Genomic DNA, 21,297 nt, shown 5'->3' with positions numbered 1-21,297 from the left:
GTAATGGATGCGGTTACGATTTTGCGGCGAGCTGACGGAGGACGTACTGCAGGATGCCACCGTGCTGGTAGTAGAGGATCTCCTGCGGTGTGTCGATACGGACGGTGGCGGAGAACTCCTTGGTCTTGCCGAGGTCGTCTTCGGCGAAGACGGTGATGAGTTTCCCGTTGGCGAACTTTCCGTCGAGCATCGCTTTGAGCTCGCCGGGGGTTTCACCGATGCGGAAGACCTCTTCGCCGGTGAGGAGCAGGGAGTCTGCCGTCTGTCCTGAGAGGAACTGCAGCGGGAGGATGCCCATGCCGACGAGGTTGGAGCGGTGGATGCGCTCGTAGCTCTCGGCGATGACGAAGCGGATGCCGAGCAGGCGCGGGCCTTTGGCGGCCCAGTCGCGGCTGGAACCGGAGCCGTACTCCTTGCCGGCCAGGATGGCGAGCGGTGTGCCGCGTTGCGCGTAGGCGACCGAGGCGTCGTAGATCGACATTGGGATGTCCTCGGGGAGCAGGCGGGTTACGCCGCCTTCCGTGCCTGGGGCCAGCTTGTTGCGCAGGCGGACGTTGGCGAAGGTGCCGCGGACCATGACCTCGTGGTTGCCGCGGCGGCTTCCGTAGCTGTTAAAGTCAGCGGGCTTGACGCCGTGGTCGGTGAGGTACTTCCCTGCCGGGCCGTTGAGCTTGATTGAGCCGGCGGGGGAGATGTGGTCGGTGGTGACGGAGTCGCCGAGGACGGCGAGGATGCGGGCTCCGTGGATGTCCTCGACGGGTGCTGGAATGGCGGGCATACCGTCGAAGTAAGGCGCCTTGCGGATGTAGGTGGAGCCGGGCTCCCAGCCGTAGGTGTCGCCCTCGGGAAACTTGAGGTGCTGCCAGTTCTGGTCGCCGTCGGAGACGGTGCTGTACTGGTGGCGGAACATCTCAGAGTCGATGGAGCTGGCGACGGTGGCGGAGACCTCTGCCTGGGTGGGCCAGATGTCCTTGAGGAAGACCGGATGGCCGTCCTTGTCCTTGCCAATGGGATCCTTCTCGAAGTCGTGGCCGATGTGTCCTGCGAGGGCGTAGGCGACGACCAGCGGCGGGCTCATGAGGTAGTTGGCGCGGACCTCGGGGGAGATGCGGCCCTCGAAGTTGCGGTTGCCGGAGAGGACGGAGACGGCGACGAGGCCGTGGTCCTCGATGGACTTGCTGACGTCGGTGGGCAACGGACCGGAGTTGCCGATGCAGGTGGTGCAGCCGTAGCCGACGACCTGGAAGCGGAGCTCGTCGAGGTACTTCATGAGGCCGGCCTTGACGTAGTAGTCGGTGACGACGCGAGAGCCGGGGGCGAGAGAGGACTTGACCCAGGGCGGCGTGCGCAGGCCCTTCTCGACGGCCTTCTTGGCGAGCAGGCCGGCGGCGATCATGACGTAGGGGTTTGAGGTGTTGGTGCAACTGGTGATGGCGGCGATGACGATACTGCCGTGGGTGAGGTAGGGATCGGGATCGACGCCGAAACGCTTCTTGATGGAGACAGGAGGCGCTTCGAGGACCGCAACGGAGCCGCCATCGCCTTGCATGGTGACGACCGATACGTTGGGCGCTGCGACGACGGGAGCCGGGGAGCCTGCGCTGGAGGTGAGGTCGCCGGAGAGGCTGGCGTGTCCACCCTCGCCCTCCCAACGCACCATCTGGCGGACGGCGCCGCTGTTGGCGTTGGGTCCGAGGAGCGCGGGGAGCTGCTGGGTGAAGCTGGCAGGGACGTCCGTGAGCAGGACGCGGTCCTGGGGGCGCTTGGGACCGGCGACCGAGGGGACGACGGTGGAGAGATCGAGCGAGAGGGTCGCGGAGTACTCGGCCTCGGGGGCGTCGGGAGTGTGGAAGAGACCTTGCTCGCGGTAGTACTGCTCGACGAGGGCAATGTGCTCTTCGGTGCGGCCGGTGAGACGGAGGTAGTTGAGGGTCTCCTTGTCGACGGGGAAGATGCCGCAGGTGGCACCGTACTCGGGGGCCATGTTGGCGATGGTGGCGCGATCTGCGAGGGGCAGCTCGGAGATTCCGGGGCCGTAGAACTCGACGAACTTGCCGACGACGCCGAGTTTGCGCAGGGCCTGGGTGATGGTGAGGACGAGGTCGGTGGCGGTGGTGCCTTCCTTGAGCTTGCCGGTGAGGCGGTAGCCGACGACCTGCGGGAGGAGCATGGAGACGGGCTGGCCGAGCATGGCGGCCTCGGCTTCGATGCCTCCGACGCCCCAACCGAGGACGCCCAGGCCGTTGACCATGGTGGTGTGGGAGTCGGTGCCGACGAGGGTGTCAGGGTAGGCGTAGACCTTGCCTTCAGCGTCCGCGGTGGTGGTGAAGACGACACGGGCGAGGTACTCGAGGTTGACCTGATGGCAGATGCCCATGCCGGGAGGAACGGCGGAGAAGTTGTTGAAGGCGGTTTGTCCCCACTTGAGGAAGGCATAGCGCTCGCGGTTGCGCTGGAACTCCAGGGCAGCGTTGAGGTCGTAGGCGTTGACGGTACCGAACTCGTCTACCTGGACGGAGTGGTCGATGACCAACTCGGCGGGTTGGAGAGGGTTGATCTTCTCGGGATCGCCGCCGAGGACGCGCATGGCGTCGCGCATGGCGGCGAGGTCCACGATGGCCGGGACGCCGGTGAAGTCCTGCATGAGGACGCGGGCAGGCATGTAGGCGATCTCGCGGGAGGGTTCGGCCTTGGGATCCCAGGAGGCGAGGAAACGGATGTCGTCGGCGGTGACGGTTCTGCCGTCTTCGTGGCGGAGGAGGTTCTCCAGGAGGACGCGGAGGGAGAAGGGCAGGCGGGTGAGGCTGACTCCGGCGGACTCGAGGGCGTTGAGGCGGAAGTAATGGACGGTTGAGTTGCCGCTGGTGAGAGTGGAGGCGGAGTGGAAGGAATCAGGGTGTTGAGTGCTCATGGTTCGAATGCTCCAGAGGCGGACCGCGTCAGGGTTGGGCCCAGTTTAGGCGGTGCAGCGGCGCGAGGCTCGCGGCACGGCGAAGGAGAACAGCTTAACAGATTGAAGTGAGATGGAGATCAGGAGGGGATGCGGCCACGGTCGTGGCGACCACGGCGGAAGCGCTTCGTTGGAGAGAGGCTTCGCATACTGGAGTGATTCTACTCGCTTTCGGGGCTAAGGGCGAGAGGCAGACTGGGTTGCCAGCGAGGCGTAGGATTTAGCGATTGATGTTCTTTACCAGGCATTTCTCGCAACAGCGAGACTCTGCATCGTAATAAGTGTTTGTACAGATCGAGGTAGGACGAAATGAAGACCATGAGACGCACTTACTTTTTGGGACTGAGCCTGGCAGTCGCCTTGCTAGCCGGAGCAGTGGGATGCAACCACGGCGTGATGGCATCCGGACAGGGCCAGGATGAAGGCCCGGATCCAGCGGACCAGAATATGGCTCCGGTAGGCCAGGCGGGTGCGCAACAACAGCCAGCTTACTCCCAGCAACAGCAGCCTGCTTATGCTCAGCAGCAACAGCCAGGCTATCCGCAGCAACAACCGGGCTACCCTCAGCAACAGCAGGGTTACCCGCAGCAGGGCCAACAAGGCGCGTACGACAGCCAGCAGTCATCGAGTCCGTATGGCGGAGCTCCGATCGAGCGGCGCGATCCTTCGATGGGTGGCGCTCCGCAGGATTCGCAGGGATATCCGCAGGACGACCAAGGCAACAACGACCCTACGCAATATCCAAATGGCGATGCTCTCGAGACGGATCAGGCTCCTCCTCCGCTGCCGGAGTACGACCAGCCTGAAGCTCCAGAGCCCGATTATCTGTGGAACCCGGGGTACTGGGGATGGGCTCCCGCAGGCTACTACTGGGTGCCGGGCGTGTGGTGCGCTCCGCCTTACGTCGGAGCCTTGTGGACGCCTCCGTATTGGGGCTTCTATGGCGGCCGCTACCGCTTCTACCACGGCTATTGGGGCCGGTACGTCGGCTTCTATGGCGGAATCAACTACGGGTTCGGCTACTTTGGCGTCGGCTATCGCGGCGGATACTGGAACGGCTCGCACTTCTTCTACAACCGTTCGATCAACCACATCAACGTAGCGCGGATCTCGAACGTCTACAACCACAGAGAGGTCTTCAATAACGTCAACCGTGTCTCGTTCAATGGCGGACGTGGCGGTATCATCGCCAGACCGCGACCGGCGGAGTTGGCGGCGTTGCGTCAGCCACGCATCTCGGCGATGTCGAGCCAGTTGCAGGTGCAGCGGCAGGCGGCACAGAACCGGCAGCAGTTCTTCAATGAGAACCACGGCAGGCCATCGCTAGTCTCCTCTCCGCGTCCCATTACGGCGGACCGCGGGATACAGCGGCCTACGACGTTCAACAACAACCAAGGACGGCAGGGACAGGGCGAGCAAGGCCGTCCGGGGAACCAGCCGGGGCAACAACAGAACCGTCAGGTACAACCGGGGATTCGTCAGGCTCCGGCGGGGCAACGATTCCAGCAGCAGGGGCAGGGAGGGATTCGGCCTATGCAGGGGCCTTCCGCTGCTACTCCTCAGGCGAGATCACAGGCTGAGATCCAGCGGCCTGCTATGCAGTCTCAGGCGAGACCCCAGTCTCAGCCTGAGGCTCGACCTCAGTTCCAGCAACAGCAGGCTCGTCCGCAGCAGCAGGAGATGAGGGCTCAACCACAACAGCAGGCAAGGCCACAGCAGATGCAACAGGCTAGACCTCAGATGCAGCAGGCTCGGCCGGCTGCTCCGCAGGGAGGGCATGAGGGCGGTGGTAGGGGGCGGTAGGTCCGCTATTTTGGCGGTCTGTTTGAATCGATGGCTTATGGGTGCGTAGTGCTTATGAGCCATTGATTCTGTGTTGGTTGTGGTTTAAATGGAAAAAGCCCCTGCCCTTTCGGTGGGGCTTTTTTGTTTGGTTCTAGTGATTTGGGATTGCCGGTTTCCTGGAGGGTTTGGGCTGGGAGGGGTTTGGTTCAACCTGGAGTTGTGGCTGGGAGAGGAAGGCGGTCGTGCTCTGCCCGATACCCCACCCTATTGCGATGAGACTGCAAAAAGGATGGGGCACCCGTTGTATTGCCCCTCACTTGGGGTTGTTGCTTGTCTATTCGCCGTTGGGTTTAGAGGGGGGCGTCTTGCCAGCGGTGGTTGCAGGCTTCGCAGAGCCAGTGGTTGGTGGGTTCTACGGACTCGAGGAGGGGGTCGGGGGTTCCGCACTGGGGGCAGGTGGCGGTGGGGAAGATGGCGTCTTCGTCGGTGACTGTGCCGAGGGCGTTGGGGCGGGAGAGGAGGAGCTGGGCGGAGACGGCGTCCGAGGGGCCGACGATGAGGCGAGGGGTGTCGATGGCGCCCAGCTCGGAGGTGGGGAGGATGCTGGGGATGCCGGCGGATTTGAGGAGGCTCTGGGCGAGGTAGGCCTCTTCGACGTCGGTGAACTCGAAGGTGCACTCCTCGGGTGGGTTGGCGGCGAAGCTTTGAAGGGGTGAGTCTTCGGTGTTGTTTTTGAGCGCGGGGTCTTGTGAGGGGGTGGGCAGGGAGAGGCCGCGGCGGTTGAACTCGGCCTTGAGGGCTTGCTGGGCGGGCTCGGTTAGGTCGTTGTAGGTGAGGGCCAGCTCGTTCAACTCTTCATTGGCCAAGGTGCCGTAGTGCTGGGTCAGTTCTGTGTACTGCTGGGTGTCGGCGGGGTTGGTCAAGGTTGTTTCCTTTTGCGGTTGGATGCTGTCGTGCCCGATTGTAAGGGGTGGGGTGGGGGAATGCTAATTGTTTGGACTGGAGAGGGGTTCGGTGCGAGAGAAGATCCCGGTCTTCGCGGCTGTTGGATGGGATGAGAAGGCAACAGTATGGCCTGGGAATGGTTTACGTCCCACCCTTCGCTAGAGACAACGGCGCGAAGGATGGGGCACCCGGGCGGTTTTGCCGGAGTTGGGGATAACAGGGAAGGTCTGGGCTGGGTAAGGAAGGCGGTCGGCTTTGCCCGATGCCCACCTTAGCGACGATAAAACTGTCGCGAAGATGGGGCACCCGGCATTGTGCTTCGTTGGGTTATTTTGCGGAGGCGAAGGTGTCGGCTTCCTGGTTGAGGTCGGCGGGCGTGGGGGTTCCGGCCTGGAGGAGGATGCGGTAGCGGAAGGTGACGCTCTGGTTGGCCTTGAGGGTGTAGTCGAACTGGGCGGCCTTGGGGTCGAAGATGTGCTGGCCTAGCGGGTTGGCTGCGAAGAGGCCGTAGCCGCGGGCGTGCCAGTAGGTGGGGTAGTTGACGTTGTTGGGGTGATCGAGAATGGAGACGGTGACGGTGCGCTGCTTGTCATCGGTGCCGGTGAGGAGGCACCAGCGGCCGCGGGTGGCCCAGACGGCTCCGCCCTTGATGCCTTCGCTGGTGAGGTAGACGCCGTTGGCTCCGGGAACGTTGGAGGCCTGGACGGCGGTGGGGCGTCCGGAGGCGTCGGTGAAGGTGCCGCCCTTCTCGTCGGCTGACTCGAGGAAGTGGGCCACGCGGAGGCCGAGCATGCCTTCTTTGTCGTCGTGGAAGACAAGGGTCTGCAGGGCGTGGAGGGTTACGATCTCGTCGATGGCGCGGACCTCTTTGCCGGTGGGGTCGCGGTGGCGGCTGAAGACATAGCGGGTGGTCTGGGTGATGACGTCCTGGCCTGCGCCGTTGGTCCAGAGGGAGTCGACGACCAGCTCGGCGGAGTCGTGGCCGCTCTTGCTGGAGACGATCTTCTTGTGGTGGATGGTGCCCATCTTGCCGCGATCCTCGGGCTTGATGGCGTCGGAGTTGTTCCAGAAGTCGAAGTTGTCGACGTTGCCGTAGTTGAACCATAGGCCGGCATGGTGAGGGTGGTCGGTACGCTCGCCCTCGCGAGGAGCGAGGGGGTAGCCACGGGTGATTTCAACGCCGCCGGGGGCGATGAGGGGGTAGAGAGTGGGCTTCTTGAGGGTGGAGGGCCAGACGTAGGCGGTGAAGGGTTCGCCGTCGATGGTGACGTCGACGCGCTGACTGCTCTCGTGAGGGGTGACCTGGATGCCGGACTTGTTGTCTTTTGCGTGTGCAGTCATCGGAATTGCGAGCGAGCAGAGAGCGAGAAGTGTTGGAAGATTTGGAGTCAGCGCCATACAAGTACCTCAGCGGCTAAAGCCGCGAATGAGAAGAGTGCAGTTACGGCACGGCTAAAGCCGTGCCCTTTAAGCAAGACGATGATGAGACCGCCCGTACTCGTTTCTACAGGAAGATCAAGCAAGATGCCTGGAGGTCGCGGGCGTCCGACGCGCGCTGATTGAGGAGCGTCGGACGGCTTTGACTTAAGCGTAGACCTTGTCTCCGACCATGACTTGCTGGGTTTTGTCGTTGAAGGTGACCTTCTGGCCGGTTTGGATGGCGGCGATGTTCATGCAGAGGGCGACGGAGTGGCTGTAGCCAGCTTCGATGCTGGCGTTGGGGGTCTTGCGGGAGCGGACGCACTCCATCCAGTTGAGGACGTTGGCGGAGGTCTGAGGGTCGGCTCCGGTGTTGGCGGAGGTCTCGGCCTTTTGCACGTCCTCGCTGAGGGAGAAGCTTTGTAACTGGTTTGGTTGCATCTTCATCTCGGCAGCGGATTTCGCTCCGAGGCCGCCCTCCGGGGTGACGCGCTGCTTGTCCATATCCAACATGCCACCGTTGGAGTAGTAGAGCTCCTTGACGCCGCCGGCGGAGTTGGTGAAGCGGGAGGAGTACTGGACCTGGAAGCCCTTGGTGAGGTCGTCGGCTGGGCCGTAATCGAAGACGGCGGTCATGGTGTCCCAGTTTTTGCGGCCGTCGTGCCAGAGGTAGTTGCCGCCGTTGGCGACGACGGAGCGCGGATGCGGGTAGCCGCTGAACCAGTGGACGGTATCGATCTGGTGGACGAGCCACTGGTCCGGAATGCCGGAGGAGTAGGGCCAGAAGAGGCGGAACTCAAGGTACTTGCGGGCGTCGAAGGGGGCCTTGGGAAGATCAAGCTGGTAGCGGGTCCAGTCGGTGTCGGCTTCTTTGAGGAGAGGCACGACGTCGGGGCGGCGCCAGCGGCCGGGCTGGTTGACGTTCCAGGTCATCTCGACCATGACGATATCGCCGAACTTGCCGGACTTGATGTAGTCGTAGGCCTTCTGGTAGCTGGGGGTTGAGCGGCGCTGGGTGCCGACCTGAACGATCTTGCCGGTCTTTTTGACGGCGGCGAGGAAGTTGCGGGCGTCCTTCATGGTGTGCGCGGTGGGCTTTTCGACGTAGGCGTCGCGTCCGGCGTTGACGGCTTCGATGCCGTGCTGGGCGTGCTGGAAGTCGGCGGTGGCGATAAGGACGGCGTCGACGTCCTTGCGGGCGTAGAGCTCGTCGTTGTTGCGGACGGCGTCGACCTTACAGCCGGCGACCTTCTGGATGTAGGCGACACCCTCTTCGCGGCGGCGGTTCCAGAGGTCGGAGACGGCGACGAGCTCGAAGTTCATGTGCTCCTGGTGCTGGGCGAAGCAGGGGAGGAGGGCCTGCTTCATGCGGTCGCCGCAGCCGACGACTCCGACGCGGACGCGGTCGTTGGCTCCAAGGATGGCGGCGTAGCTGGTGGCGTTCCAGGTGACGGCGGTGGTGGCGAGGGCGGATGCGCCCAGCTTGAGGAAGTCCCTGCGGTTCTTGTCCTGCGGTTCCATTTTGATGTCCCCTAGAGTTGCTCTATTGCATTTGTTTCATCTGGCAACGGGAAAAAGCCTGCACCGGTTGCGTGCGAAAGTGTACAAACTTGAGGAGCTTTTGTCTTGTGAAATGGTTGGACCTCCGTTGGGCGTTGGATTCAGGGAAGTTGCGGGACGGGGTCGGGAGTTGGGGCGATCTGTGGTCCGGCGGCGAGTTGAGAGCATCAAAATAGGGTGAGGTATATGGCGATGCGCAATCTAAAGAGGATCAAGATGGGCTTCGGACTTGGGATTCTGGCGCTTGCGGTTTTGCCACTTCCCTTCCTGGGAGCGCAGCAGGGAGCGGCAACTACGAATGGCTCGCCGCAGACGACTACGGTTCAAAGCGGGACGGGTGCTCCTGCGGCGACTACGACCACTACGACGGTTAAGCGCAAGCGACGGGCACGAAAGGTGGTTGCGACACAGCGCGCTCCGATTGCGAACCAGGTGGAGCAGCCGAACACTCCCGAGGAGGAAGAGGCGCAGCGCCAGCAGGATGAGCGGGTTCTGGCGCGACAGGAGGCGGCCTCGCAACGGCAGCAGCAGGATCAGGAGAAGACTGTCGCACAGCATCTGAAGGTGGTGCGGGCGCAGCAGAGTGAGCCGCGGATTCAGGACGCTCCGGGGCCTGCGCAGACGGGAGCTGGGCCGGGTCTGCCTCCGGTGGCGAACGGGGAGGATGCTCCACGGATTCAGGATGCTCCTGGACCTGTGCAGACTTTGCCGCAGCCGCAACCACAGCCTGCCGCTGAGCAGGATGCTCCGCAGCAGTAGTTAGCCTCCGAAGGCTAGCTGCTCCAGCAGGACGGCGTTCAGGGTGAGGATGATCGCTACGGAGATCCAGCCGGCGATGCGGGTGCGGGGGGCGCTGACGAAGGTCTCCATGACCGAGGCACGGTTGGTGAGGAGCAGCAGGGGGATCAGGGCGAAGGGCAGCGCGAAGCTGAGGACGACCTGCGAGAGGATGAGGATCTTCAGCGGGTCGAGGCCGATGGCGATGATGATGATCGCGGGGATGATGGTGATCAGGCGGCGCAGGAAGATGGGGAACTTGATGGCGAGGAATCCCTCGATGATGACCTGTCCGGCCATCACTCCGACGGTGGAGGAGGAGAGGCCGGAGCAGAGAAGGGCCACGGCGAAGACAGTCGCGGCTGCGGGGCCAAGGAGCGGGCCCAGGGTGCGGTAGGCTTCTTCGACATCGGCGACGACGGCTCCGTTACGGGCGAAGGCTACGGCGGCCATGACGATCATGGCGGAGTTGATGAGCCAGGCTCCGTTCATGGCGACGAAGACGTCGATGAGCTCGAACTTCAGGTAGGCCTGGCGGCGGGATTGTCCCTTGACGTGGGGAACGCTGACGACCTCTTTCAAGCGCGGTTGAACTAATGCCGAGTGCAGGTAGATGACGTGCGGCATGACGGTTGCGCCGAGCATGCCGACGGCGATGTAGATGCTGCGGTGGAGGGACTCCGGGCTGCCGGTGGCGAGGGTGGGGACGAGGGCGTGGAAGGCGGCGAGGTGCCAGTCGGGGTGGACGAGGAAGACCTCGAAGCCATAGCAGAGGCCGATGACTCCGACGAAGATCATGATGACGCGCTCAAGCCACTGGTAGCCGGCGAGATCGAGGGCGAGGATCAGGAAGACGGCGACGGAGGAGAGCAGAGCCGCTGTGAGCATGGTGCCGGTGCGGGTGAAGCCGTGGGCCAGCATGGCGGGGCCGAAGAGCAGGAAGAAGCCCAAGGCCGCGCCGAGGAATTCGGCGAGGTCGGTGGCGATGGCGGCGACCTCAGCGGCGACCCAGAGGGTGATGGTGATGGGACGGGAGAAGTGTTTGCGGCAGTTCTGTGGGAGGGTGAGACCAGTTACGATGCCGAGCTTGGCGGAGAGGTACTGGATGAGGATGGCCATCGCGTTCGACCAGAGGAGCACCCAGAGGAGCCGGTAGCCGAAGCGGCTGCCGCCTTCGATGTTGGTGGCGAAGTTGCCGGGGTCGATGTAGGCGACGGAGGCGACGAAGGCGGGGCCGAAGTAGCTCCACATCTGGTTGCGACGGAAGCCGAAGAGGCTCGGGCGGGCGACCGTGTCTGTGGCTGCGGTGACGGTGGCGGGAGAGGCGGCCAGGACAGGGTCGACGAGGACGCTTGTCGCACTGGGGGATTCCAGCGGGTCTGACCTTTGGGTTCGGTGAGGATCGGCCATGCTGCTCCAGTTCGATGCCAGAAGGCTGCCTCTCGTCCGAGCTCGGAGAATTTACCCGATTCGTTGGAGTGGAGGGCTGCATTCGTTCCGCAGAACTCCCTCTCTCGGCTTAGGCATGCCTACTTATTAGGTATACCTAAATCGTCGAAATGAGTCAAACTGATGATTGGAGATTTACTGGATGCCGGTGCGGCGAAGGACGAATGGAAACAGCGAGTCGGTAGACAACTATCTAAAGGCGATTCTTTCGCTGGGAGGACCGGGCGAACACCGGGTCACCAGTACGGCGCTGGCGGAGAGGCTGGGGGTGGCGCCTGCCTCGATTACGAATATGCTGCAGAAGCTCGCGGGGGCGATGGAGCCGCTGGTGGAGTATGAACGGCATCGCGGGGTGAAGCTTTCCAGCGCGGGGAAACGACGGGCTCTGGAGGTGGTGCGGCACCATCGTTTGATCGAGACTTTTTTGTACAAGGTTTTGGACTACCCGATCGAAGAGGTGCACGACGAGGCGGAGCGGCTGGAGCACTTCATCTCGGAGCGCTTCGAGGAGCGGATCGCGGCAAAGCTGGGGCATCCGACGATCGATCCGCATGGGCACTTCATTCCGACGATGGAGGGCGAGATGCCAGCGCAGGCTTCGATCGTGCTGACCGAGGTGGTGGATGGGGGCACGTTCCTGATCGATAGCGTCGATGACCGGGATGCTGAGACGCTGAAGGCTCTTGAGGCGCAGGGGATCAAGGCCGGGGCGAGGTTGAAGGTGAAGCGGAGGACGGCGGCGGAGGGGTGTTTGGTGAGTGTTGGGCGGTCGGCTAAGGCGCTGGATCTATCGCGGGAGATGGCTGGGGATATTCGGATTGTGCCGGTTGGGTCTTGAGGGTTTTGTAAGGAAGAGCAAGCAACAGCAACTGCGCGAGACACTGCAAGAAGTGCAAAGACAACAGCAAAAGCAACCGCAGGTCCTTCGACTGCGGCACTCACGATGAAGCTGTGAGTGCCTTCGCTCAGGATGACAATGTTTTCTTAGGGCAAGAAAGAACAAACAGCAGCAACGACAGCAACGACAGCAACGACAGCAACGACAGCAACGACAGCAACGACAGCAACGACAGCAACGACAGCAACGACAGCAACGACAGCAACGACAAATTAGAAGCGGCGACACATGACTTGGAGAGGTTGAGGGATTGATGAAGGTTTTGGTGATTGGTGGTGGTGGGCGAGAGCATGCGTTGGTTTGGGCTTTGCGGAAGTCGGCGCGGGTGACGGAGGTGGTGTGCGCTCCGGGGAATGGTGGGATCGCGGCGCAGGCGCGGTGTGTGCCCGTGGATGGAGCCGATCTGGCGGCGTTGATTGCGGTCGTCGAGAAGGAGCGGCCGGAGTTGACGGTGGTTGGGCCGGAGGTGCCGTTGTCGCTGGGGATTGTGGATGAGCTGCAGCGGCGGGGGTTTCGGGTCTTTGGGCCGACGCAGGCTGCGGCGCGGCTGGAGTCGAGCAAGGCGTTTGCGAAGGAGTTCATGCAGCGGCACGGGATTCCTACGGCGGCGCATGCGGTGTGTACCTCGCTGGAGCAGGTGCGGGAGGAGTTGAAGCGCTTCGGTCCGGCGGTGGTGGTGAAGGCAGACGGGCTGGCGGCGGGAAAGGGTGTCGTGATCTGCGAGAGCCATGCGCAGGCGGTAGAGGCGGCTGAGGAGATGTTCTCCGGGGCGCTGTTGGGGGCGGTGCAGGGGGAGCTGGTGCTGGAGGAGTTTCTCGAAGGCGAGGAGCTGAGCTTCTTTGCGCTGTGCGATGGCAAACATGCCGTGGCGATGGCCGCCGCGCAGGATCACAAGCGTGTGGGTGAGGGCGATACGGGGCCGAATACGGGTGGGATGGGAGCTTACTCGACCGATGCGTTGATGACTCCGGCGATGCGGAAGTGGCTGACCAAGAAGGTCGCGCAGAAGGTGGTGGATGGGATGCGAGCGGAGGGGGTTCCGTTTGCTGGAATTCTGTTCTGCGGAATGATGATGAGTCCCGCTGGGCCGATGGTGCTGGAGTTCAATACGCGCTTCGGCGATCCGGAGACGCAGGCCATGATGATGCGGATGGAGACGGATGTGCTCGATCTGTTCGACGCAGCGGTGGACGGAACGGCGGAGACGCTGAGCGTCATCCTGGGCGAGGGCGCGAGTGTCTGCGTGATCGCGGCGAGTGGCGGATATCCCGGGAAGTATCCGAGCGGGAAGGTGATTACGGGCCTGGAAGCTGCCGGTTCAAGCGCGGATGGGTTCGTGTTTCACTCGGGCACGGCGCTGAAGGATGGCGAGCTGGTGACGGCGGGGGGGCGGGTGCTGGGCGTGACGGCGATGTCGGCGGAGGGGCTGGAAGCCGCGCTGACAAAGGCGTATGCGATGCTGGCGAAGATCTCGTTTGAGGGAATGCAGTACCGGCGGGATATTGGTTGGCGGGCTTTGGGTAAGGCTTCACTGGAGATTGTGAAAGAGTAGTTCTGATGTGAGAGAAGGCGGTCGGGCTACCCGATACCCCACCCTATTTGCGATGAGACTGCAAAAAGGGTGGGGCATCCGCTTGGTTACTGATTCTGAGAGTACGTTTCGGAGGGACTGTGAGTGAGTTGGGATTGTCGGGCGAGGAGTTGATGGAGTGGAACGATATAACGGCGCGGAGGTGGCGGGACTTTGTGACGGCCAATCCAGCGGTGTTGGATGTGCCTTGCGATATTCGCGAGGCAACGACAGCGGGGCAGTTGTTGCAGCACGTCGTCGCGGTGGAGCTGCGATACGCGCAGCGGCTGACAGGGTTGCCGGAGACAGAGTACTCCGCCGTGGCGTATGGGACGGGCGATGAGCTTCTGGCGACCCATGAGCAGGCGATGACGCTGCTGCAGGGTTTGATGGCCGATACCAGCTTCGACTGGACGCAGCAGATGGAGTTTGTGACGATCACCATGGGCAAGATGAGGTCTTCGCGGAAGACAGTCTTTGTCCATACGTTGATGCATGGCATCCGGCACTACGCGCAACTGTCGACGCTGGTGCGGCAGCATGGCTTCAAGCCTGGCTGGCCGATGGATTATCTATTCGTCGACATGATGAAGGCTTAACGGCCTTCGAGAGGATTGGCATGGGTGTCGCGCGGCTGCTTCGTCTGGCGGTGCTGGGGTTGGCGGCACCGGTGTGGGCGCAGAGTGGCGTGGACGTGAAGCGGGTAGGACCGCCGGGAAGGGTGAGCTCGGCGATCTGGGCGGGAGATACGTTGTACGTCTCCGGCACGATGGCAACGCCTGAGGTGATTGGGGATGGGACGAGCAAGAAACTTCCCACTTACTCAGGCGATACGAAGGCGCAGACCATCAGCGCGATACGAAATATCGAGAAGGTGCTGAAGGAACAGGGGCTGGGGTTGGGCGACGTCGTGCAGATGCAGGTCTTCCTGAAGGGCGACACGGCGAAGGGCGGCGCGATGGACGTGGACGGGATGAATGCCGCCTATGCGATGTTCTTCGGGACGCCGGAGCAGCCGAACCGTCCAGTGCGGGCGACGGTGCAGGTAGCTGGGTTGGTCTGGCCGGGCGGGCTGGTGGAGATCATGGTGGTTGCGGTGCGGCCGAGCCGGAAGTAGCTGGAGTGGAAGCTTGGCCCATGAATCTTATTTTGAAGGGATACATCTGATCGTCAGAGGTAAACGACAGATGTTGGTTATCAGAAGAGCAGCGGAGCGGTACCACGCAGATCACGGATGGCTTAATTCGAACTTCAGCTTCAGTTTTGCGGACTATTACGATCCGGCGCAGATGGGATTTCGTGCGTTGCGGGTCATCAATGAGGACTATGTTGCTCCAGCGCAGGGCTTTGGAAAGCATCCGCACCGGGACATGGAGATCCTGACCTATGTGCTGGAAGGCGCGGTAAAGCACGAGGACACGACCGGAGCGAGCGAGACGCTGACGCCGGGCGAGTTGCAGCATATGTCCGCAGGCAGTGGGGTGCGGCACTCCGAGATGAACCCCAGCGAGACGGAGACGCTGCACCTGTTGCAGATCTGGCTGGTTCCGAATGCGCTGGGCATACAGCCGAAGTATGAGCAGCAGCGGTTCAAGGTGCAGGACGAGCCGAACAAGCTGCATCTGCTGGCGAGCAAGGACGCTCGGGAGGGGTCGTTCAAGATCTACTCGGACGCTGAGTTGCTGGCGGCGACGGTGGAGAAGGGTAGCTCGGTGACGCACGATTTCAAGGGCGGTTATGGCTGGCTGCAGGTAGCTCGTGGAAGCGTGACGGTGCAGGGTCATGCGCTGAAGGCCGGAGACGGCGTGGCGATCACAGCAGAGAAGACGCTGCAGATCAGCAGTGACGAGGGCGGCGAGGTGCTGCTCTTCGATCTCGACTGAGGGAAGCGGAGTGTAGCGACGAATTTTGACGGGATTTTGACGCAGCTTTTTGACTGCGAATAAGGTCTTCGCCTAGAGTGGCTGGAACATGAAAGCTACTCTCCGATTCGTCGCCGCACTCTGCCTGATTTGTGTTCCAGCCGTGGCGCAACAGCGTCCGGCCATTACCGGGATTGCGTTTGCGCGGATGTATGCGCAGGATATGAGCGCCTCCGATGCGTTCTACCAGACGCTGGGGCTTGAGCCGGAGACGGTGGGCACGGCCAAGCGATATGCGGTGAGCGATGCACAGTGGGCGGAGGTTGTGCCACTGCCCTCTCCCGCACCGGAGGGACGACTGGCGGCAGTGGGGCTGACGACCCGGGATGCGGCGGGGATGGTGCGCTACCTGAAGGCCAAGGGCGTGGCAATCGACGAGCCGCTGCGGAATGGGGAGTTCGCGGTACACGATCCCGAGGGGCACAAGATCATCTTCGTGCAGACAGGGACGCACAAGATGTCGGTGGCGCAGAAGGCGGCCTGGGATCGAGCGTCGTCGCACCGGATCATCCACGCCGGATTTATCGTGCATGACCGCGCGGTGGAGGACCGCTTCTACCGCGAGATACTGGGATTCACGCCGTACTGGTTCGGCGGAAGGACAGACGACAAGCCGGACTGGGTGAGCCTGCAGGTTCCGGATGGAAGGGACTGGCTGGAGTACATGCTCAACAGCCCACCGGACCCCACGCCGAAGGCAAGGGGCGTGATGGACCACTTCTCACTGGGCATTGCGCATATGGACGACGCGATTGCGGCGCTGGCGCGGAATCATTGCGTGGGTCCGAACTGCACGAAGACGCAGCTAGGCAGGGACGGCAAGATGCAGTTGAACATGTACGACCCGGACCTGACGCGGATCGAGTACATGGAGTTTGAGCCGGCGGGTAAGCCGTGCTGCTCTCAGTTTACGGGGAAATCCCCGAGTGAGATTGAGGATAAGTAGGGGCCTAGAGGATGGCATCCGCTGAAGCGGCGATCAGTGGGTGCAATGGTGGCAGTTGTGGCAGAAGGTGTGGTTCATGCGGTGCGCAGTGATCATGAGGGCGCTGCCGGTGAGGGTGACCAGCACCTCGGCGAGGTGCGAGGGCAGGCGGTCGCCGAAGCAGGCTCCGGTGAGGATGAAGGCCAGGCCAAACGCCATGAGAACGAGGATGCGGCGGCGTCCGTGTTTGCGGAAGCCGTGGACGAGGGCGATGGCTCCCAGCAGGGTGATGACGCAGGCCAGGACGCGGTGGGTGCTCTCTTCGGCGGGGAGAAAGTGCGCGACGACCGCGGAGAGCGAGATCAGCACCGGCGTCAGGATGCAGTGAACGACACAGACGGCGGAGGTGACGATGCCGAGGTTGTCGGCGGAGAGGACTCGGGTGGTGCGGGACACGGCGATATCTCCAGAAGGGGTGGTGCGGCGACCGGTGGATGGCTAGACGGTCGCGATGGCGGGAAGGATCTCTTCGACGTCGACCCACTGGGTGGGATAGTGGCCGGTATAACAGGCCGTACAGAAGGACGCGGGAGAGAGGCCGTGGGATGACTCGCCAATGGTACAGGCGTGGGTGAGTCCGGGGAGCGAGAGGTAGGCCAGGGTATCGGCCTCGATGTACTCGCAGATCTCCGCGATGGACTTGTTGGCCGCGATCAGATCTTTCTTGCTAGGGGTGTCGACGCCGTAGAAGCAGGGGCTGATGGTGGGCGGACAGGAGATGCGGAGGTGGACCTCGGTGGCTCCGGCGGCCCTCACCATGCGGACGATCTTTCGGCTTGTCGTGCCTCGGATGATGGAGTCGTCGATGAGGATGACGCGCTTGCCTTCCAGCAGGGAGCGGACGGGGTTGAGCTTCATGCGGACGCCGAAGTCGCGGACGCGCTGCTCGGGCTGGATGAAGGTGCGGCCGACGTAGTGGTTGCGGATGAGGCCGAGGTTGAAGGGGATGCCGGACTCGGTGGCGTAGCCGATGGCGGCGGTGACGCCGGAGTCAGGGACAGGGACGATGAGGTCGGCGGGGACGTGGGACTCGCGGGCGAGCTGGCGGCCCATCTCTTCCCTGCTCTTCTGCACCCAGCGGCCGTAGATGCGGCTGTCCGGGCGAGCGAAGTAGACGTGCTCGAAGATGCAGGATGCGGTGGGGGTGGTCTCGGGTGCGTAGCGGCGGCTGGTGACGCCGTCCTCGGAGACCATGACGAGCTCGCCGGGTTCGACGTCGCGTTCGTACTTGGCGTGGAGCAGGTCGAAGGCGCAGGTCTCGGAGGCGAAGACAAAGGTGTCGGGTGCGCCGTCGACGCCGGTGATGCGGCCCATGGAGAGCGGACGGAAGCCGTGGGGATCGCGCGCGGCGAAGATGCGGTTGCGCGTCATCATGACGATGGAGAAGGCGCCGTCGACTTGGGAGAGCGACTCGGCGATGCAGTCGACCAGAGTGGTCTGGCGCGAGTGCGCGATGAGCTGGATGATGATCTCGGAGTCCGAGGTGGTCTGGAAGACCGCGCCGTCACGCTCGAGGCGCTCTTTCGAGGTGCCGAGGTTAACGAGGTTACCGTTGTGGGCGATGGCGATGAGGCCCTTGGTGGACTCGACCGAGATGGGCTGTGCGTTGAGGAGCGCGGAGTCGCCGGTGGTGGAGTAGCGGGTGTGGCCGATCGCGATGTGACCGGGCAGTTTGGCAAGGACGTCGTCGGTAAAGATCTCGGAGACGAGGCCCATGCCCTTGATGTCGTTGACAGAGTAGCCGTCGGCGGAGGCGATGCCGGCGGACTCCTGCCCGCGATGCTGGAGGGCGTAGAGACCCCAGTAGGTAAGGCGGGCGGCGTCGGAGTGGTTGTAGATGGCCATGACGCCGCACTCTTCGCGGAGCTTGTCGAAGCGCTCGTCCGCGGCATTGGTGTCGTCTTCCAGGTCGAGGTCCACAGCGGAGTTGAGAACGGGGGGGAGCAATTGGATGTCTGCCATTACACGAGTACCTCGGCGGTCAGGTTGGATTCGAGGGCGTTAGCGTACTCGGACTTCAAGTGGTGCAGGGGCGCATCGATGATGGTCTGTTGATTGATGGTGATCTTGTAACCAGAGGAGGTCACTTCTCCGAGGGGAGCGACCCAGACGCCGGGATAGTCTGCGATCACTGCCTGGATCTCGGCGAGTTTGGCCGGGTTCGCAGTGGCGATGATGGAGGAGGCGATCTCGCTGAAGAGGCGCTCCTTGATCTCAAAGGGCTCAGCACTAGGCATGGTCATGGCGATGTCGACGCCGAGGTTGCGCGGGAAGCAGCCCTTGGCGAAGGCGACCGCCGAGCCGCCGTCGGAGATATCCGAAGCTGAAGAGAGAAGACCTTTCGCGGCGAGGGCAGCGAGAGCCTTGTGGAGCGCGGCCTCCTGCTGGACGTCGAGGTCGGGTGGTTTGCCCCAAAAGGCGCCCAGGACGGACTTCGCATACTCGGTGGAGCCGAACTCGGGATAGACGTCGCGGCCCTTGCCGCTGAAAGCCGAGAGGAAGAGAACCGCGTCGCCGGAGCGCTGGAAGCTGCTGGGAACGGAGGTGCTGACATCGTCCAGGATGCCGACGATGCCGAGCACAGGCGTGGGGTAGATGCCTTCGCCGCGGGTCTCGTTGTAGAGCGAGACGTTGCCTCCGGTGACGGGGGTTCCGAGGGCGTTGCAGGCATCGGCGATGCCGTCGATGGCGGCCGAGAGCTGCGCCATGATCTCGGGCTTCTCCGGATTGCCGAAGTTGAGGCAGTTGGTCGCGGAGACGGGCGTCGCGCCGGTGCAGGCAACCTTACGGGCGGCCTCGGCTACGGCGTGCATGGCTCCGAGCTTGGGGTCGAGGTAGCACCAGCGGCCATTCCCGGCGAGAGCCATGGAGAGGCCGCGTTCCGTCTTCGACACAGGACTGAACTCGTGCAACTTGCCCGGAGCGACGAGCGGATTGGCGGCATCGTCGTTGTTGGCCTGGAGAGTGGCTTCCCCCTTGGGGGTAGACGAGGCGACGAGGTCGGCGACCTTGCCCAGGAGACCCTGGTGATGAGCCGAGGGAGTGGTGTGGCCGGTGCCCTTGATGCGCATGACTCCGGCTTCGCCGCCTGGGCCCTGGACGGTGTTGGTCTGGACCATGGAGTCGTACTGCTCGAAGACCCAGCGCTTGTCGCAGATGTTCGCGCTGGCCAGGAGCTTCTTGAGGTCGGCGGTGTAGTCGCTGGGCTGCTTCAGCTCTTCGAGGATGTGGGTGGGCGGGTCTTTCGGTACGGGCGCAGTCCAGGTGCCTACGGGACGGTGGTAGACCGGGGCTTCGTCGGTGAGGGCCTTATTGGGGATCTCGGCGACGAGCTCGCCGTGGTGGCGGACGCGCATGACGTCGTCGGCGGTGACGGTGCCGACGATCGATGCGTCCAGTCCCCACTTGGTGAAGACATCCAGCACCTCCTGCTCACGGCCTTTATCGGCGACGAGCAGCATGCGCTCCTGCGACTCCGAGAGCATAATCTCGTAGCTGGTCATGCCCGTCTCGCGCTGGGGAACGAGATCGAGCTCGATGGAGACGCCGAGTTCGCCGCGTGCGCCCATCTCGCAGGTGGAGCAGGTGAGGCCGGCGGCGCCCATATCCTGAATGCCGAGGACGGCACCGGTGGCCATGGCTTCGAGGCACGCTTCAAGCAGTAACTTTTCGAGGAAGGGGTCGCCCATCTGCACGTTGGGGCGCTTCTGTTCGGAGCCTTCGGTGAACTCCTCGGAGGCCATCGTGGCTCCGTGGATGCCGTCGCGTCCAGTCTTTGCGCCGACGTAGAGAACGGGGTTGCCGACGCCGGTGGCCTTGGCGTAGAAGATCTCGTCGATCTTTACCAGCCCGAGGGCGAAGGCGTTGAGCAGCGGATTGCCGGAGTAGCAGGTCTCGAAGCGGGTCTCGCCGCCGAGGTTGGGCACGCCGAAGCAGTTGCCGTAGCCGGCGACGCCGTGGACGACGCCGCGGGCGATCTGGTGGTTCCGGGCGCGGAGGGTGGCGTCGGGCTCGGCTTCGTCGAGCGGGCCAAAGCGGAGCGAGTCCATGACAGCCAGAGGCCGGGCGTTCATGGTGAAGATGTCGCGGAGGATGCCGCCGACGCCGGTCGCCGCGCCCTGGTAGGGCTCGATGTAGCTGGGGTGATTATGAGACTCGATCTTGAAGGCGCAGGCCCAGCCGTCGCCGACGTCGATGATGCCGGCGTTCTCTCCGGGTCCCTGAACGACGGAGCCAGGACCGCTCTTGCGCTCGCCCTTGGTGGGCAGACGCTTGAGGTGGACGCGGGAGCTCTTGTAGGAGCAGTGCTCCGACCACATGACCGAGAAGATACCCAGCTCGGTCAGCGACGGCGTGCGTCCGAGCTTGGATTCAATGGACTTATACTCGTCCGGGGTGATGCTGTGGGTCTTCAACAGCGCAGGAGTGATGGTGGCCGGCGTAGGCGTCTGGAGTGGGTGCTGAACTTGCTGATTGGGCATGGCTCGCTACTCTGATTGTCGCATGGATAGAGGCTGCGGCGAAGGCGGCCGGCTTATGGTAAAGAGCAGTCTTACGCGCCGGTGCTGCCGAATCCGGCGGCTCCGCGAGGAGCTTCTACAAGTTCGGCGACCTCTTCGAAGGTGGCTTCGATACGCTGCACGACCCGAAGCTGGGCGACGCGGTCGCCGGGGGCGATCGCGAAGGGGGTGGGATTGAGGTTGGTGACGACGATTTTGATCTCGCCGCGGTAGCCGGGGTCGATGACGCCGGCGAGGGTGGTCAGCCCGCGCAGGGCGAGGCCGGAGCGGTCCTCGACGAGAGCGCCGTGGGTGGCAGGGAGCTCCAGCGCGATGCCGGTAGAGATGGCTTGCGTGCTTCCAGGCGCTCCGGCGGGGGCCAGCGTAGCTGCAGCAACAGCAGAGAGGTCGGCGGCGAGGTCGCCCCAGGGACCGGCGTGGGAGTAGCGGGGGAGCTTCGCGTCGGGGTGCAGCTTTTTGACTTTGATCGTGGGAGACATTGGGTCAGTTTACTTTGCCGAAGGGCCGGCAGAGCACG

Annotated in this window: 18 protein-coding genes; 9 read left to right on the top strand and 9 right to left on the bottom strand. The window is 63.2% G+C overall.

The window, feature by feature from the left end; translation table 11 throughout:
* Positions 1–13: 13 nt before the first annotated feature.
* Entirely contained in the window at positions 14–2,911 is a 2,898-nt protein-coding gene (locus tag HB393_RS13370) for an aconitate hydratase (protein WP_213805662.1), read from the bottom strand.
* Between the two features lie 357 nt (positions 2,912–3,268).
* Here HB393_RS13370 and HB393_RS13365 point away from each other — a divergent pair, with 357 nt between their 5' ends.
* Positions 3,269–4,753 carry a YXWGXW repeat-containing protein gene (locus tag HB393_RS13365; RefSeq protein ID WP_255551071.1) on the top strand — a complete coding sequence of 495 codons (1,485 nt, stop codon included), beginning with the start codon at positions 3,269–3,271 and terminating at the stop codon, positions 4,751–4,753.
* A gap of 332 nt (positions 4,754–5,085) precedes the next feature.
* Here HB393_RS13365 and HB393_RS13360 read toward each other — a convergent pair whose 3' ends face one another.
* The 3 genes from HB393_RS13360 to HB393_RS13350 all read right to left on the bottom strand — a co-directional run bounded on the left by HB393_RS13360 (position 5,086) and on the right by HB393_RS13350 (position 8,620).
* Positions 5,086–5,658, bottom strand: a complete 573-nt coding sequence (locus tag HB393_RS13360; protein WP_213805661.1) for a hypothetical protein — start codon at positions 5,656–5,658, stop codon at positions 5,086–5,088.
* A 349-nt stretch (positions 5,659–6,007) separates the two neighbouring features.
* On the bottom strand, positions 6,008–7,078 hold the full coding sequence (locus tag HB393_RS13355) for a PmoA family protein (protein ID WP_213805660.1): 1,071 nt from the start codon (positions 7,076–7,078) through the stop codon (positions 6,008–6,010).
* Positions 7,079–7,264: 186 nt separating this feature from the next.
* Positions 7,265–8,620, bottom strand: coding sequence for a Gfo/Idh/MocA family oxidoreductase (locus HB393_RS13350; RefSeq protein ID WP_213805659.1), 1,356 nt, complete (start codon positions 8,618–8,620; stop codon positions 7,265–7,267).
* A 225-nt stretch (positions 8,621–8,845) separates the two neighbouring features.
* Here HB393_RS13350 and HB393_RS13345 point away from each other — a divergent pair, with 225 nt between their 5' ends.
* Positions 8,846–9,418, top strand: coding sequence for a hypothetical protein (locus tag HB393_RS13345; protein WP_213805658.1), 573 nt, complete (start codon positions 8,846–8,848; stop codon positions 9,416–9,418).
* Here HB393_RS13345 and HB393_RS13340 read toward each other — a convergent pair whose 3' ends face one another.
* Complete coding sequence (locus HB393_RS13340) at positions 9,419–10,846, bottom strand: Nramp family divalent metal transporter (RefSeq protein WP_255551070.1); 1,428 nt, start codon at positions 10,844–10,846, stop codon at positions 9,419–9,421.
* A 181-nt stretch (positions 10,847–11,027) separates the two neighbouring features.
* Here HB393_RS13340 and HB393_RS13335 point away from each other — a divergent pair, with 181 nt between their 5' ends.
* The 7 genes from HB393_RS13335 (at position 11,028) to HB393_RS13305 (ending at position 16,221) form a co-directional block, all read left to right on the top strand.
* Positions 11,028–11,723 carry a metal-dependent transcriptional regulator gene (locus tag HB393_RS13335; protein ID WP_213805657.1) on the top strand — a complete coding sequence of 232 codons (696 nt, stop codon included), beginning with the start codon at positions 11,028–11,030 and terminating at the stop codon, positions 11,721–11,723.
* 113 nt (positions 11,724–11,836) lie between these two features.
* Positions 11,837–12,037 (top strand): hypothetical protein, encoded by a 201-nt coding sequence (locus HB393_RS13330; RefSeq protein ID WP_213805656.1) that lies wholly within the window; start codon positions 11,837–11,839, stop codon positions 12,035–12,037.
* On the top strand, positions 12,037–13,335 hold the full coding sequence (gene purD / locus HB393_RS13325; RefSeq protein WP_213805712.1) for a phosphoribosylamine--glycine ligase: 1,299 nt from the start codon (positions 12,037–12,039) through the stop codon (positions 13,333–13,335). The genes HB393_RS13330 and purD overlap by 1 nt, the downstream gene beginning before the upstream one ends.
* A 119-nt stretch (positions 13,336–13,454) precedes the next feature.
* On the top strand, positions 13,455–13,952 hold the full coding sequence (locus HB393_RS13320; protein WP_213805655.1) for a DinB family protein: 498 nt from the start codon (positions 13,455–13,457) through the stop codon (positions 13,950–13,952).
* Between the two features lie 20 nt (positions 13,953–13,972).
* Positions 13,973–14,470, top strand: coding sequence for a Rid family hydrolase (locus HB393_RS13315; RefSeq protein ID WP_213805654.1), 498 nt, complete (start codon positions 13,973–13,975; stop codon positions 14,468–14,470).
* A gap of 70 nt (positions 14,471–14,540) precedes the next feature.
* Positions 14,541–15,236 (top strand): pirin family protein, encoded by a 696-nt coding sequence (locus tag HB393_RS13310; RefSeq protein ID WP_213805653.1) that lies wholly within the window; start codon positions 14,541–14,543, stop codon positions 15,234–15,236.
* Between the two features lie 88 nt (positions 15,237–15,324).
* On the top strand, positions 15,325–16,221 hold the full coding sequence (locus tag HB393_RS13305; protein WP_213805652.1) for a VOC family protein: 897 nt from the start codon (positions 15,325–15,327) through the stop codon (positions 16,219–16,221).
* Positions 16,222–16,254: 33 nt separating this feature from the next.
* Here the strand turns inward: HB393_RS13305 and HB393_RS13300 are convergent, their stop codons facing one another.
* The 4 genes from HB393_RS13300 to dut all read right to left on the bottom strand — a co-directional run bounded on the left by HB393_RS13300 (position 16,255) and on the right by dut (position 21,259).
* Positions 16,255–16,656 (bottom strand): MerC family mercury resistance protein, encoded by a 402-nt coding sequence (locus tag HB393_RS13300; protein WP_213805651.1) that lies wholly within the window; start codon positions 16,654–16,656, stop codon positions 16,255–16,257.
* A gap of 42 nt (positions 16,657–16,698) precedes the next feature.
* Positions 16,699–18,105, bottom strand: a complete 1,407-nt coding sequence (gene purF, locus HB393_RS13295; protein ID WP_255551087.1) for an amidophosphoribosyltransferase — start codon at positions 18,103–18,105, stop codon at positions 16,699–16,701.
* Between the two features lie 116 nt (positions 18,106–18,221).
* Entirely contained in the window at positions 18,222–20,741 is a 2,520-nt protein-coding gene (gene purL / locus HB393_RS13290; RefSeq protein ID WP_213805650.1) for a phosphoribosylformylglycinamidine synthase subunit PurL, read from the bottom strand.
* 71 nt (positions 20,742–20,812) lie between these two features.
* The gene (gene dut / locus HB393_RS13285) at positions 20,813–21,259 is read right to left on the bottom strand and encodes a dUTP diphosphatase (protein ID WP_213805649.1); all 447 of its coding nucleotides are present in this window, start codon (positions 21,257–21,259) and stop codon (positions 20,813–20,815) included.
* Between the last annotated feature and the right edge of the window lie 38 nt (positions 21,260–21,297).

It is taken from the genome of Granulicella sp. dw_53 (assembly GCF_018449545.1).
Classification (GTDB): Bacteria; Acidobacteriota; Terriglobia; order Terriglobales; family Acidobacteriaceae; genus Edaphobacter.
Note: the sequence above shows the minus strand (reverse complement) of the source record. Positions and strands in the feature narration are given on the sequence as shown.

Coding starts and splice junctions, on each gene's coding strand:
- HB393_RS13370 (WP_213805662.1), bottom strand. CDS start 2,911: ATGAGCACTCAACACCCTGATTCCTTCCACTCCGCCTCCACTCTCACC.
- HB393_RS13365 (WP_255551071.1), top strand. CDS start 3,269: ATGAGACGCACTTACTTTTTGGGACTGAGCCTGGCAGTCGCCTTGCTA.
- HB393_RS13355 (WP_213805660.1), bottom strand. CDS start 7,078: ATGGCGCTGACTCCAAATCTTCCAACACTTCTCGCTCTCTGCTCGCTC.
- HB393_RS13350 (WP_213805659.1), bottom strand. CDS start 8,620: ATGGAACCGCAGGACAAGAACCGCAGGGACTTCCTCAAGCTGGGCGCA.
- HB393_RS13345 (WP_213805658.1), top strand. CDS start 8,846: ATGGCGATGCGCAATCTAAAGAGGATCAAGATGGGCTTCGGACTTGGG.
- HB393_RS13340 (WP_255551070.1), bottom strand. CDS start 10,846: ATGGCCGATCCTCACCGAACCCAAAGGTCAGACCCGCTGGAATCCCCC.
- HB393_RS13335 (WP_213805657.1), top strand. CDS start 11,028: ATGCCGGTGCGGCGAAGGACGAATGGAAACAGCGAGTCGGTAGACAAC.
- purD (WP_213805712.1), top strand. CDS start 12,037: ATGAAGGTTTTGGTGATTGGTGGTGGTGGGCGAGAGCATGCGTTGGTT.
- HB393_RS13315 (WP_213805654.1), top strand. CDS start 13,973: ATGGGTGTCGCGCGGCTGCTTCGTCTGGCGGTGCTGGGGTTGGCGGCA.
- HB393_RS13310 (WP_213805653.1), top strand. CDS start 14,541: ATGTTGGTTATCAGAAGAGCAGCGGAGCGGTACCACGCAGATCACGGA.
- HB393_RS13305 (WP_213805652.1), top strand. CDS start 15,325: ATGAAAGCTACTCTCCGATTCGTCGCCGCACTCTGCCTGATTTGTGTT.
- purF (WP_255551087.1), bottom strand. CDS start 18,105: ATGGCCATCTACAACCACTCCGACGCCGCCCGCCTTACCTACTGGGGT.
- purL (WP_213805650.1), bottom strand. CDS start 20,741: ATGCCCAATCAGCAAGTTCAGCACCCACTCCAGACGCCTACGCCGGCC.
- dut (WP_213805649.1), bottom strand. CDS start 21,259: ATGTCTCCCACGATCAAAGTCAAAAAGCTGCACCCCGACGCGAAGCTC.